Annotated in this window: 8 protein-coding genes; 5 read left to right on the top strand and 3 right to left on the bottom strand. The window is 59.5% G+C overall.

All coding sequences use genetic code 11. From position 1 onward, the window contains the following. Window positions 1-99: 99 nt before the first annotated feature. The gene (locus ACSQ87_RS04910; protein ID WP_223431654.1) at window positions 100-2538 is read right to left on the bottom strand and encodes a Lon protease family protein; all 2439 of its coding nucleotides are present in this window, start codon (window positions 2536-2538) and stop codon (window positions 100-102) included. A 275-nt stretch (window positions 2539-2813) separates the two neighbouring features. On the opposite strand from ACSQ87_RS04910, the gene ACSQ87_RS04905 reads away from it, so the two are divergent. The 4 genes from ACSQ87_RS04905 (at window position 2814) to ACSQ87_RS04890 (ending at window position 6388) form a co-directional block, all read left to right on the top strand. Next, window positions 2814-3302 (top strand): DUF3015 domain-containing protein, encoded by a 489-nt coding sequence (locus ACSQ87_RS04905; protein ID WP_008154254.1) that lies wholly within the window; start codon window positions 2814-2816, stop codon window positions 3300-3302. Between the two features lie 93 nt (window positions 3303-3395). Beyond that, window positions 3396-5249 (top strand): Lnb N-terminal periplasmic domain-containing protein, encoded by a 1854-nt coding sequence (locus ACSQ87_RS04900; protein ID WP_223431655.1) that lies wholly within the window; start codon window positions 3396-3398, stop codon window positions 5247-5249. A gap of 217 nt (window positions 5250-5466) precedes the next feature. Then, window positions 5467-5823, top strand: a complete 357-nt coding sequence (locus ACSQ87_RS04895) for a hypothetical protein (RefSeq protein ID WP_223431657.1) — start codon at window positions 5467-5469, stop codon at window positions 5821-5823. A 70-nt stretch (window positions 5824-5893) separates the two neighbouring features. Further along, on the top strand, window positions 5894-6388 hold the full coding sequence (locus ACSQ87_RS04890; RefSeq protein WP_436273464.1) for a GreA/GreB family elongation factor: 495 nt from the start codon (window positions 5894-5896) through the stop codon (window positions 6386-6388). On the opposite strand, the gene gdhA is transcribed toward ACSQ87_RS04890, so the two are convergent. Together gdhA and ettA are read right to left on the bottom strand one after the other, a co-directional pair. Next, the gene (gene gdhA, locus ACSQ87_RS04885) at window positions 6385-7722 is read right to left on the bottom strand and encodes an NADP-specific glutamate dehydrogenase (RefSeq protein ID WP_436273463.1); all 1338 of its coding nucleotides are present in this window, start codon (window positions 7720-7722) and stop codon (window positions 6385-6387) included. The two genes, ACSQ87_RS04890 and gdhA, sit on opposite strands and share 4 nt — an antisense overlap. Before the next feature lie 348 nt (window positions 7723-8070). Continuing rightward, window positions 8071-9735: an energy-dependent translational throttle protein EttA gene (gene ettA, locus ACSQ87_RS04880; protein ID WP_056742850.1), complete on the bottom strand. Its 1665-nt coding sequence runs from the start codon at window positions 9733-9735 to the stop codon at window positions 8071-8073. A 285-nt stretch (window positions 9736-10020) separates the two neighbouring features. On the opposite strand from ettA, the gene ACSQ87_RS04875 reads away from it, so the two are divergent. Beyond that, window positions 10021-13869, top strand: coding sequence for a sensor domain-containing protein (locus ACSQ87_RS04875; protein ID WP_436273462.1), 3849 nt, complete (start codon window positions 10021-10023; stop codon window positions 13867-13869). The last annotated feature ends 55 nt before the right edge of the window (window positions 13870-13924 follow it).

The raw sequence follows: 13924 nt of genomic DNA, 5'->3' as shown, positions 1-13924 counted from the left end.
TCGCGATAGCGGACTGTCAGCCAACAGAGATGTTGAATGTCAGTGCCTCATCGCGAGCAAGCTCGCTCCCACAGGGGTTGAGGTGATCTCAAGTTTGTATCAGGCCGGCTTGGTTTCCACCAAGGCTTCCTGCGCCATCTCTTTCTCAGCTTCCTTGAGGTCTTCTTCGCTGATCATTTCTGCGATGACCCGCAAGCGTTCCACCACCCGCGCGTTAACGCTGCCTTCAGGGAACTGGCCATCGGCGTCCGGCGCACCGGCCGGCTCGCCGACCAACAGGCTCAGGGCTTCATCAGCCTGGCGCACGGCGTAGACGTGGAACTGCCCCGCGCGCACCGCCGTCAGCACTTTCTCGTCGAGCATCAGCGTGGCAACGTTGGCGTGGGGAATGATTGCGCCCTGCTCACCGGTCAGCCCGCGCGCTTCGCAGAGTCGGAAGAAGCCTTCGATCTTCTCGTTGACCCCGCCCACCGCCTGCACTTCACCGAACTGGTTGATCGAACCGGTGATCGCAAAACACTGCTTGAGCGGGGTTTTCGACAGCGCCGAAATCAAGGTGCAAGCCTCGCCCAGCGATGCACTATCACCATCGACGTAACCGTAGGACTGCTCCAGGGCGATACTCGCGGAAATCGCCAGCGGGAATTCCTGAGCGTAACGGCTGCCCAGATACCCCGTGAGGATCATCACGCCTTTGGAGTGAATGGGCTGACCGAGGTTGACCTCGCGCTCGATGTCGACGATGCCGCTGCCCCCCGGGTAGACCGTGGCGGAAATCCGCGCCGGTATACCGAAGGCCGAGTCACCGACCTCCAGCACTGTCAGCCCGTTGCACTTGCCAACCGCCGCACCTGCGGTGTCGATCAGGATGATCCCGGCCAGCATGTCATCGAGAATTCGCGCCGAGACGCGTCCGGTCCGCGTGGCCTTGGCCTTGAGCGCACGTTCGATGTGCCCGGCGTCGGTCATTTCGTCACTGGCCAGTTGGCGAATGAAATCCGCCTCGCTGACCAACTGGAACAGATCACCGATCCGCGCCGACAAACGCCCCTGGTGTTCAGCCAGGCGAGCACTGTAAGTCGCCAGGCGCGCCACCGCATCAGCGGTCAACGGCGCCATGCCTTCTTCGGAGGTGCGGGTCTTGAGCAACTGGGCGAACTGCTCCAGGCTCTCGTCGACCATCGGGATGTCTTCGTCGAAGTCCACCAGGACACGGAACATCTCCTGGAAGTCCGGATCGAGGTCCTGCAGCGTGTAGTAGAGCTGTCGGGCGCCGATGATGACGACTTTGACCTGCAACGGAATATGTTGCGGTGTCAGGGTCACGGTGGCGAAACGGCCCATCTCGCCCAGCGGCGATTCCATTTTCAATTTGCGCGATTGCAGCGCGCGTTTGAGCGCATCCCACACGAACGGCTCACTGAGCATTTTTTCCGCTTCAAGAATCAGGAAGCCGCCGTTGGCGCGGTGCAGCGCACCCGGGCGCAACTGTCGATACGTGGTGTAGAGCGCGCCCTGATCGGTGGTGTACTCGATGCGGCCGAACAGGTTTTCGTAAGTCGGGTGCGGCTCAAAGACCACTGGCGCACCGCCGCTGAACGGATGACCGACCACCAGACTCGGCGCGTATTGCTCTTCCAGCAGCTTGCGGGCGATGGCGTCCGTCTTGCTGTCGTCCACCAGTTGCTCGACCACGGTCTTGAGCAGATACACCTGCATTGCTTGCAGGTAACCGCAAACGCCGGCGTTTTCCGCGTACTTTTCCGACAGCGGCGCGAGCAAGGGTTGCAAGGCCAGGGTGATGGTTTCTTCGTTGAGCTGGCGCAGTTGATTGCTCGACTCACGCTTCCATTGCGGCAAGCTGGCGAGTTCTTCGTTCAGCCGCTCTTCCAGCCACGCAATATCCTCGTGAAAACGCTCGCGATCGACTTCCGGCAACTGGGCAAATTCGGCTTCGTCCACGGCCTTGCCTTCGCTCATCGGCGTGAAGGCGATATTGGTGCTGTCGCGGTACAGCGCAACGTCCTTCTCCAGCGCCAGGCGCTCGATCACATCCAGCGCGCGGTCATAGCGTTGATTGAAGGCGCGGTCGATGGCGCTCTTCTTCTGCTGGTAGGACGGGTGCTCGAACACGGCCGGAAAAGTCGCCAGCAGGTTGTCGATCAAGCCGCTGATGGCATCGATAAAGGCGCCAGCGGTGCCCGACGGCAACTCCAGGGCGCGAGGTTCGCGAGGATCATCGAAATTGTTGACGTAGACCCAGTCCGCCGGGGTCTGCAGGCGTTTGCCTTCGGCTTTCAGGTAGCGTTTGACGAACGAAAACCGGCCAGTGCCGGGCTCGCCCATGACGAAGACGTTGTAACCGGGGCGTGGCATTGCCACACCGAACTGCAAGGCTTCGACCGCACGTTCCTGGCCAAGCACACCGCGGAAGGGCTCCAAATCATTGGTGGTAGAGAAGCTGAACTGTTCAGCGGAAAACGGACGGGTCAGCGCTTCGGGCGCTAGACGCAAGCTGGCAGCAACAGGATCAGGCATCGGGCTTCCTTACATCAGGCGGGGCAGATAGCGGCATTCTGGCGCTGCCCGTACCTCACTGGCAAGGCGCGCCTCAAGCCAAAGTTTAGACAAAGCATCAGCCCCGGGCCGATCGGGTCAAAATCAGTGTTTTCAAGGAATGTTTCGCAAAAGATTACGGAACGCCCGGAAAATGCTTAAACTCCTGTTGCGCGGCTGGAACGAATAACCGGCCCACTGGCACCTTTAGGGGCCAGCACCTTGTCCATTGGTATGCACACAAAGAGAACATAGCTATGAAACGGATTCTTCTCGGTACTCTCTTCACCGCTGTATCCATCAACGCCATGGCACAGGCCCCAGGCGGCCCGGATTGCGGTTGGGGCAACATGCTGTTCGAAGGTCAGCGTGGCACCCCGGCGCACTTCCTGGCATCCACCACCAACGGCACTTCCGGCAACGCAACGTTCGGTATGACCTCGGGTACCAACGGTTGCTCGACCAATGCGTCGCTGACCTATGGCGGCAAATCCTGGATTGCCATGAATGGCATGATGAACGAGCTCTCTGAAGACATGGCTAAAGGTCAGGGCGAAGCGCTGACCACTTACGCTGTGGTACTGGGCGTGGCGCCGGAAGACCGTGCGCATTTCGCCGCTGTCACTCATGAGCACTTCCAGCAGATCTTCAGCAAGGCTGACGTGACCGCTGACGACGTGCATACCAATACCCTGGCCGTTCTGAAGAGCGATCCTCGTCTGGCCAAGTACGCCACTCAAGCTTAAGCTCGACCCGCCCGCTCCTTTCGGGGAGCGGGTTTTATTTTTTGAGCCTGGCCCTCTTTGGGTCTTTGTTTCTTTCGACTTAAGTTGCTCACTATGCTCAAACGCCTTGCCTGGCTGGCGCTCTGTGTCTGCGCCCCGCTGTCTGCCACGCCCAAAATCGACAATCAACGTTTGCAGCAATTGGCCAATGACCCCTTCTGGATTTCCCTGGGCCACTACGAAACCGCCAAACTCGGTGGCTGGCGCAGCTATGTCAGCGACAAGAAATTCTTCCTCGCCGCCGACGGCAATGAACATCCTGACCGCGAGCTGGCGGCGACCGTGCAAGCGCTGTACGCCCCGGTCAGTGCTGGTGAAAAACATGCGCAATGCGTCTATCCCGCCCGCACCCGCTGGCTGAAGGCGCAGCTCAACCTGAGCGATCTGCCGACGCTTCCCTGCACTGAATTCAAGCAATGGTTCAAGGATGTTTCGCCCCACAGTGCGGTGATGATTTTCCCGGCGGCGTATCTGAACAGTCCGTCATCGATGTTCGGCCACACGTTGCTGCGCATCGACCAGGCCAATGTGCAGAGCGATCAAACCGCCCTGCTCAGTTATGCGATCAACTTCGGCGCGTACATCGAAGGCTCGGACAACAGCATCCTGTATGCCTGGAAAGGCTTGATGGGCGGCTATCCCGGTTTGTTTGCGCTGGTGCCGTATCAAGAAAAACTCTCGGAGTACCGCAGTCTCGAGAACCGCGATCTGTGGGAATACCGCCTGAACCTGACCCAGGCAGAAACCGAACGCATGGTCGAGCACGTCTGGGAGCTCAAGCAGATCCAGTTCGACTATTTCTTCTTCGACGAAAACTGCTCTTATCGTCTGTTGGAATTGCTGCAAGTCGCCCGCCCGAGCCTGCGATTGACCGAACAGTTCCCGCTGACCGCGATTCCTACGGACACCGTCAAAGCGGTGAAAGAAGCCGGACTGGTGGAATCCATTCAGTATCGACCCTCTCGCGAACGTGAACTGCTGAGCCGCGCCGAGCCGTTGACCCATGAAGAACAGGAATGGGTGCTGAAAGTCAGCGCCGACCAGAAGCAACTGCAAGAACCGGCGTTCAAGGCTCAACCCAAGGATCGTCAGGCGCTGATCATCGACGCGGCCTATCGCCTGGAGCGCTACCGCGCCAACGGCCAGGAACGCGACCCGCAACGGGCACAGCGCAGCTTCGAATTGCTGCGGGCGATCAACCAGAACCCGGCACCGGAACTGGACATCCCGCAACCCGGCTTGCCCGAGGACGGCCATGAATCGCGCACCTGGCAGGCCGGTATCGGCACTCGGGGCGACAAGGCCTTTGGCGAATATGGCCTGCGCATGGCGTATCACGACCTCAACGACAACGCCGAGAGCTTCCCCCTCGGCGCGCAGATTGAAATCCTGCAAATGAAACTGCGCCAGTACGAAGGCAATCACTGGCAGTTGCAGCAATTGGACCTGGCGACCATCCGCTCCCTGACCCCGCGCAATGAATTGCTGCAACCACTCTCGTGGCAAGTCACCGGCGGCCTGGAGCGCGTGCCGGGCAAGCATGACGACGAAACCCTGGTCAGCCACGTCAATGGCGGTGGCGGCGGGACCTGGCAACTGGGCGACGACATGCTTGGCTTTGCTTTGGGCACCGTGCGCGTTGAACACAATAACGACTTCGCGAGCTTCATCGCACCGGCGGCGGGCTTCAACAGCGGCTTGCTGTGGAAAAACCCATTGGGCAACTTCAGCCTGGAGGCCAAGGGCGATTTTTTCACCAATGGCGAAGTGCGCCGTAGCGTGAGTCTGAATCAGCAGTGGGAATTGTCGCGCAACCTGGGCTTACGCCTGAGTGCCCAGCGCGAATTCAGCCATCTGGCTTCGCCCGAGAACGAAGTGATGCTTGAGTTGAAGTGGTATCACTATTGATCTCAACTCACCACAAAACCAATGTGGGAGCGGGCTTGCTCGCGAAGGCGGTGTGCCAGTCGACACTTATGCTAACTGACACACCGCCTTCGCGAGCAAGCCCGCTCCCACAGTTGTTCTGTGTTGCTAAATGGATTTTTCACAGACCTTCTACAAGCTCCTCACGAATCCACTCCTAGACTTCTCCTATAGGCCTTTGACGGCCTGGGAGTCTGAGATGTGGCGTTGCGTGGGTGTGGCGGGTTTGCTGATGTTGATCGCGGGTTGCCAGACGACCCACGAGGATCTGATCGCCAAGGGTTATCCACCGGCATTCGCCGATGGCTTCGATGACGGTTGCAGCAGTGGCCGGCAAGCGGCGGGGGCAATCACCGGAGAGTTTCGTAAAAACGTTCCGCGTTACCTCAAGGACAAGCAGTACGCCGAGGGCTGGGGCGATGGCTTCCGTCAGTGTCAGGCGATGCGCGAAAGCGAGGACCGTGAGGATTATCGCAGCCACCATTGGGACGACCGGGACAAAGCCTGGCAGCAGCAGAAGGATCAGGACGCCGCTCGTGCTTTTCGCTCGCAATAAGTCGCCCACAGACATCTGTCGAAACTAAAAGCCTGCGACCATGGCCCAAACCCTATAACGGGAGAAAACCATGAGTCGCGCCTTCGTCAATGAAGATAACGCCGCCGCGCAAGCCGATCAGCCTGTCGAACGGCAGATCAGTACACAGCCCAATTACGTCACGCCCACGGGGCTGGCCCAGTTGCAGGTGAAAGTCGCCGAATTGCAACACCTGCACAGCGAGCAATCGGCCAAAGGTGAGCACGCCGACAAGCAGCGCCTGGCGGACCTTGAACGCGATTTGCGGTATTTCAACCAGCGTCTGCAAAGCGCTCAGGTTGTGACCGTCGCCAACTCAACGCAAAAAGTGCAGATCGGCAGCCGTGTGACCTTCGCCGACGAACACAGCACCGAGCAAACCGTGCAACTGGTCGGTGAAGATCAGGCCGACGCGTCGGCGGGCCTGATCAACTGGGGTTCACCGCTGGGCCGGGCGCTGCTCGGGGCGCAACTCGGCGACGAGGTGCTGTGGCAACGTCCGGCGGGCGATCAGTTGATCGAGATCATCCGTATCGAACCGGCTTAAACCACGCCTTGGGCGAGCATCGCGTCGGCAACTTTGACGAAGCCCGCGATGTTTGCGCCTTTGACGTAGTTGATCCGGCCATTCTCTTCGCCGTAATGCACGCAAGCGTGGTGGATCGACTGCATGATCGCGTGAAGTTTGCTGTCCACCTCACCACCGGTCCACAGCAGGCGCATGGCGTTCTGCGACATCTCCAGCCCGCTCACCGCGACACCACCGGCATTGGAAGCCTTGCCCGGCGCGAACAAAATCCCCGCCTCGATAAACAGGTCTACGGCTTCAAGGGTGGTCGGCATGTTCGCCCCTTCCGCCACACAGATGCAGCCGTTGCGCAGTAACGTGCGGGCCGCCTCGGCGTCCAGTTCGTTTTGTGTCGCGCAGGGCAGCGCAATGTCGCAACTCAGCGCCCACGGGTGCTGGCCGGCCTTGAACTCCAGGCCAAAACGGCCGGCCAGTTCACTGATGCGCCCGCGCTGGACGTTTTTCAGCTCCAGCACCGCCAGCCACTGCTCTTCGGTCAAACCGCTTTCGCAGTACAGCGTGCCTTCGGAGTCGGACAAGGAAATCACTTTGCCGCCCAGGTCCATGACCTTGCGCGCCGCGTACTGGGCCACGTTGCCGGAACCCGAAATGGCCACACGTTTGCCTTCGACGGTTTCACCGCTGCGCTTGAGCATTTCTTCAGCGAAGTACACACAGCCGAAACCGGTGGCTTCCGGGCGAATCAGGCTGCCGCCATAGCTCGGGCCCTTGCCGGTCAACACGCTGGTGAACTGGTTGCTCAGGCGCTTGTATTGGCCGAACAGGAAACCGATCTCGCGGGCACCGACGCCGATATCACCGGCCGGAACGTCAACGTCTGCACCGATGTGACGGTACAACTCGCTCATGAAGGCCTGGCAGAACCGCATGACTTCAGCGTCGCTTTTGCCTTTGGGATCGAAATCCGAACCACCCTTGCCACCGCCCATCGGCAACGAAGTCAGCGAGTTTTTGAAGGTCTGTTCGAAGGCAAGGAACTTCAACACGCCGAGGTTCACCGAAGGATGGAAACGCAACCCACCCTTGTACGGACCAATGGCGCTGTTCATCTGGATGCGGAATCCGCGATTGACCTGCACGTTGCCTTGATCGTCGACCCAGGAAACCCTGAAAACGATCGCCCGCTCCGGCTCGCAAATCCGCTCCATAATGCCGGAGGTCAGATAGTGCGGATTGGCTTCAAGAAATGGCCACAGGCTGCGCAGGACTTCTTCCACGGCCTGATGGAATTCCGGCTGGTCAGGGTCGCGTTTTTTCAGGCGGGCAAGGAAGGATTCAACGGATTCGATCATGGAAAAGTCTCGGCAAATTTATTGTCGCTGGAAGAGATTGGGCCGGACTTTAGCAAACTGATTGCGCACCATGACAGAACAAAATGTCGCAATTCTGAAATTAAATGGTGCACTGGATATAAATAAACCCCATTTTCAGGCTGGTTTTGCACCTAAGAGGGGATTCACAATTTGAGTTTTGCACCATTAGTTACACCGCTATCGCGAGCAGGCTCGCTCCTACAATTTGAAATGCATTCCCCCTGTGGGAGCGAGCCTGCTCGCGATGAATTCGCCACGGTACCACTGAAAAAACGCAAAAAAAAACGGAGCCCTAAGGCTCCGTTCTTTCATGCAACCAACCTGAAATCAGGCCAGTTTCTTGTGCCGTACACGGTGCGGCTGAGTAGCGGCTTCGCCGAGGCGTTTGCGGCGATCGGCTTCGTACTCGGTGTAGTTGCCTTCGAAGAACACCGCTTGCGAGTCGTCTTCGTACGCCAGGATGTGAGTCGCGACGCGGTCAAGGAACCACCGATCGTGAGAGATCACAATGGCGGCGCCCGGGAAGTCCAGCAGGGCTTCTTCCAGGGAACGCAGGGTTTCAACGTCGAGGTCGTTGGACGGTTCGTCGAGCAGCAGGACGTTGCCGCCCTCTTTCAGGGTCAGGGCCAGGTGCAAGCGACCGCGCTCACCACCGGACAGGTCCTTGACGAACTTCTGCTGATCGCCGCCCTTGAAGTTGAAGCGACCGACGTAGGTGCGCGACGGGATCTCGTAGTTGCCGATGCGGATCTGATCCGAACCGTCGGAGATTTGCTGGAACACAGTCTTGCTGCCGTCCAGGTCTTCGCGGCTCTGATCGACGCACGCCAGTTGCACGGTTTCGCCGACTTCGATGCTGCCCGAATCCGGTGTTTCCTTGCCCATCAGCATGCGGAACAGGGTCGATTTACCGGCACCGTTACCGCCGATCACGCCAACGATGGCGCCTTTAGGCATGGAGAACGACAGGTTGTCGATCAGCACGCGATCGCCATAACCCTTGGAAACGTTTTTGAATTCGATGACCTTGTCGCCCAGGCGTGGACCGGCCGGGATGTAGATCTCGTTGGTTTCGCTGCGCTTCTGGAATTCCTGCGATTGCATTTCTTCGAAGCGTTGCAGACGAGCCTTGGATTTGGACTGGCGGGCCTTGGCGCCTTGGCGCACCCACTCCAGTTCTTCCTTCATGGCTTTTTCGTGGGCCGACTGCTGCTTGGATTCGGCAGCCAGACGATTGGACTTGGCTTCAAGCCAACCCGAATAGTTGCCCTCGTAAGGGATACCGGCGCCGCGGTCGAGTTCGAGGATCCAGCCAGCGACGTTGTCCAGGAAGTACCGGTCGTGCGTGATCGCAACCACGGTGCCCGGGAAATCGTGCAGGAAGTGCTCCAGCCAGGCGACGGAATCGGCGTCCAGGTGGTTGGTCGGTTCGTCGAGCAGCAGCATGTCGGGGGCGGACAGCAGCAGGCGGCACAGGGCCACACGACGCTTCTCACCACCGGACAGGAATTCGACCTTGGCATCCCACGCCGGCAGACGCAGCGCATCGGCGGCGACTTCCAGTTGGCGATCCAGGTTGTGGCCGTCGCTGGCCTGCAGGATGGCTTCAAGCTTGGCTTGTTCTGCGGCCAGTTTGTCGAAGTCGGCATCTTCATCAGCGTAAGCCGCGTAGACCTCGTCCAGGCGAGCCTGGGCGTTCTTGATCACGCTGACCGCTTCCTCGACCACTTCACGCACGGTCTTGGTCGGGTCCAGGATCGGCTCTTGCGGCAGGTAGCCGATGTTCAGCTCCGGCATCGGACGGGCTTCACCCTCGAACTCGGTGTCGACGCCCGCCATGATTTTCAACAGCGTGGACTTACCCGAACCGTTAAGGCCGAGTACGCCAATCTTGGCGCCCGGGAAGAACGACAGCGAAATGTTTTTCAGGATTTCCCGCTTCGGCGGAACAACTTTACCCAGCCGATGCATGGTGAATACGTATTGAGCCATGGAGAACCTAGGGTCAGTGAACGATGAATGATTGGCGCGCGGGCGATGCCCGGCCAGGCCGTGCGCGTCGTCCGATTGATAGGTATCAATGCGTGCGCGCTGAAAAAGCCTGATTCTAGGAGCTGGAACGCTCCCGCGTAACCGGCAAAGCTACCTGATTGACGGAAGGCAGTCCAGCCGAGCGGGACTGGCACTTTGCCACAACTCAAGGCATGCTAGCCGCCCTCCGGGCGTCCGGCTTATAGTGCATGTCGCGCCAGTCCAGCCAAACCGCAGGATTACAGTTTGTCTAATGTCACTCCCCCTTCTTCCGTGAGCGCACTCAATCCTGCGACCGGCTCACCCCTGCGTGGGTCCTTGAAGGGCGCGCTGGCGACGCTCGTCCTGTTGTTGCTCGCGCTGCTGTTCTGGCAGTTGCTGGATCAGCTTCGCGATGCCCAACAACACCAGCGTCAGTACACCATCAACTACACCGCCGATCTGGCCTCGCAAGTCAGCCTGAACATGGCGCTCAACGCCCAGATCGCCCTCAACCTGCTACCGATCGTCGAACAACCAAAAAGCGCCGACGAACTGCAGGCGCTGTTTCGCAAACTGCAAAAATCCTTGCCCGAGCTGCGCAGCCTCGCGTTGCTCAGCCCTTCCGGGAAAATCCTCACCGACAGCGCCGACAACAGCGACGATGCCGACTACCTGAGCGAACTGGTCCGGCGCAGTCACGCCCAGGCCCATTATTTCAGCAATGCCAATGACGGCTCGGTGGTGCACCTGTTGCTGCATCAAGCCAGCGGTAACACCCGCGGCTACTGGGTTCTGCGCCTGACGCCAACATTTTTTTCATCGCTGACCAAACAAAACGAAACCGGTATTCGCCCGCTGTGGCTGGTGGAAAACCGCTTCAATCACCAAGTCATCAGTCGCGATGAGTCACTACCCTTGGCCAAGCCCGGCGAACTGACCGAGGACGATGTGGCCAACAGCGTGCTGACCGTGCCCCTGAGCAGTAGCGACTGGCAACTGCGCGGGTTGTTCGACCGGCAACGGATGATCGAACAGCTGCTGCCGGCGTTCATCGGCAAATGCCTTCTGGGTCTGGCCTTCTCCCTGCTGCCGTTCATCGCCCTGCTGAACATGCGCCGCCGCCAGCGCCAGGTGCACGAAGGCCGTCGACGCTACCAGGATATTTTCGAAGGCACCGGTGTCGCACTGTGTGTACTCGACGTATTCGGGCTCAAAAGCTTCTTTGACAAGGCTCAGCTGCACAGCAGCGAACAACTGAAAGCCTGGCTCGATACACCGGAACAGCGCCAGCAACTGCTGCAAGAACTGCGCATCACCGAAGTCAACCTGGTCGCCCTGCAACTGCTCAACGTCAACACCTGCGATCAAGCCTGGAAACTGCTGATCGACGGTAACCCGCAGGACGGCACCGCCATCGGCAATCAAGTGCTCGACGCGGTGCTCAACCAGCAGAAACAGCTTGAACTGGAAATCAAACTGCAAGATGCCAATGGCCGCGACCAGCACTTGTGGCTGGTCCTGCGTCTGCCGGAAGACCAGGACGACTATAAAGCGGTGATCCTGAGCATTACCGACATCACCAGCCGCAAGCTCGTCGAACTGTCGCTGTTGGAGCGTGAAGGATTCTGGTCCGACGTGGTACGCACCGTGCCGGATCATCTGTACGTGCAGGACGTGATCAGCCAGCGAATGATTTTCAGCAACCACCACCTGGGCCAGACACTCGGTTACAACCGCACCGAGCTGCACCAGATGGGCGAGTACTTCTGGGAAATCCTGCTGCACCCCGAAGATGCCGACTTCTACCACCGCTCGCGCCAAACCCAGCGGCAGACCGGTTACAGACAATTGATGCAATGCCAGCTGCGCTTCCGCCACCGGGATGGTAAATGGCGGCGTTTCGACATCCGTGAACAGGCGCTGGCGCGGGACAAGCACGATCAGGTCACACGGATCATCGGCGTGGCCAAGGACATCACCGAGCAGATCGAAGCCAGTGAGTCCCTGCGCGACAGCGAGCAGCGTTACCGGATGCTCGCCGAAAGCATCAGCGACGTGATTTTCTCAACCGACAGCAAGTTGGCGCTCAACTACGTCAGCCCGTCGGTGCAAGCCGTGCTGGGCTACGACGCCGACTGGATTTTCCAGAACGGCTGGCAATCGACCATCGCCAACCCGCAACAGCTGACCGGCATTTACAGCCTGATGGACCGGGTCAGCAAAGCGCTGAATAAACCCGACCAACTGGCGCTGTTGCGCAGCCAGGTGCAGACCCAACTGTTTTTGTTCGACTGCCTGCGGGCCGACGGGCGAAAAATTCCTATCGAACTGCGGCTGGTGCTGGTCTGGGACGAACACGGTGCATTCGAAGGCGTGCTGGGCGTCGGTCGCGACATCAGCCAGCAACGCCGGGCCGAAAAAGACCTGCGCATGGCCGCGACCGTATTTGAGCACTCGACCTCGGCGATCCTGATCACCGACCCGGCCGGCTACATCGTCCAGGCCAACGAAGCCTTCAGCCGCGTCAGCGGTTATGCGGTGGAGCAGGTGCTCGACCAATTGCCGAACATGCTGACCGTCGACGATCAGCAGGAAGCCCATCTGCGTTACGTGCTCAAGCAATTGCATCAGCACAGCACGTGGGAAGGCGAAGTCTGGCTCAAACGACGCAATGGCGAGCATTACCCGGCCTGGGTCGGGATCACGGCGGTGCTGGATGACGAAGGCGATCTGGCCAGCTACGTGTGCTTCTTCAGCGACATCAGCGAACGCAAGGCCAGTGAGCAGCGGATTCACCGCCTCGCCTATTACGACGCCCTGACCCACCTGCCCAACCGCACGCTGTTCCAGGATCGCCTGCACACGGCACTGCAATCGGCCGAACGGCAGAAGTCCTGGGTGGTGCTGATGTTCCTCGACCTCGACCGCTTCAAACCGATCAACGACTCCCTGGGCCACGCCGCCGGCGATCGCATGCTCAAGGAAATGGCCACGCGCCTGCTCGGCTGTGTCGATGATGACGACACCGTGGCGCGCATGGGCGGCGATGAATTCACCTTGCTGCTGCAACCACGGGCCAACCGGGAAATTGCCTTGAACCGGGCTATTCATGTGGCCGAACAGATTCTCGCCAGCCTGGTGAAACCGTTCGTGCTTGAAGGCCGCGAATTCTTCGTCACCGCCAGTATCGGCATCGCCCTGAGCCCTCAGGACGGTAACGAACTCAGCCAGCTGATGAAAAACGCCGACACCGCGATGTATCACGCCAAGGAGCGTGGCAAGAACAACTTCCAGTTCTATCAGGCCGATATGAACGCCAGCGCCCTGGAGCGTCTGGAACTGGAAAGCGACTTGCGTCATGCCCTGGAGCAGAACGAATTCGTCCTCTACTACCAACCGCAGTTCAGCGGCGATGGCAAACGCCTGACCGGCGCTGAAGCCTTGCTGCGCTGGCGCCATCCGCGACGCGGTCTGGTGCCGCCGGGAGATTTCATTCCGGTGCTCGAAGAGCTCGGTCTGGTGGTGGATGTCGGCGACTGGGTGATCAGCGAGGCCTGCCGTCAACTCAAGACCTGGCATCAGGCCAAGGTTCGGGTGCCGAAGGTGTCGGTGAACATTTCGGCCCGGCAATTCTCCGACGGCCAACTCGGGACGCGGATCGCCACCATCCTCAGGGAAACCGGCCTGCCGCCGGCATGCCTGGAGCTGGAACTGACCGAAAGTATTCTGATGCGCGAAGTCAGCGAAGCGATGCAGATTCTCGCCGGGCTGAAAAATCTCGGCCTGAGCATTGCGGTCGATGACTTCGGCACCGGTTACTCATCGCTCAACTACCTCAAGCAGTTCCCGATCGACGTGCTGAAAATCGACCGCACCTTCGTCGACGGCCTGCCGTCGGGTGAGCAGGATGCGCAGATTGCCCGCGCGATCATCGCCATGGCCCACAGCCTCAATCTGGCGGTTATCGCCGAGGGCGTGGAAACCCACGAGCAACTCGACTTCCTGCGTGAGCATGGTTGCGACGAGGTTCAGGGCTATCTGTTCGGCCGTCCGATGCCGGCGAACCGGTTTGAAGCGCAGTTCAGCAATGATGCGTTGTTCATGTTCGACTGAGGCCTTGTGGTGTTGCGGGCGGCCTCTTCGCGAGCAAGCCAGCTCCCACAGGGGA

Origin of the sequence: Pseudomonas sp. LjRoot277 (assembly GCF_964253845.1) — a bacterium.
In the GTDB taxonomy this organism is placed as follows: domain Bacteria; phylum Pseudomonadota; class Gammaproteobacteria; order Pseudomonadales; family Pseudomonadaceae; genus Aquipseudomonas.
This window is presented reverse-complemented; position numbering and strand designations above follow the sequence as displayed.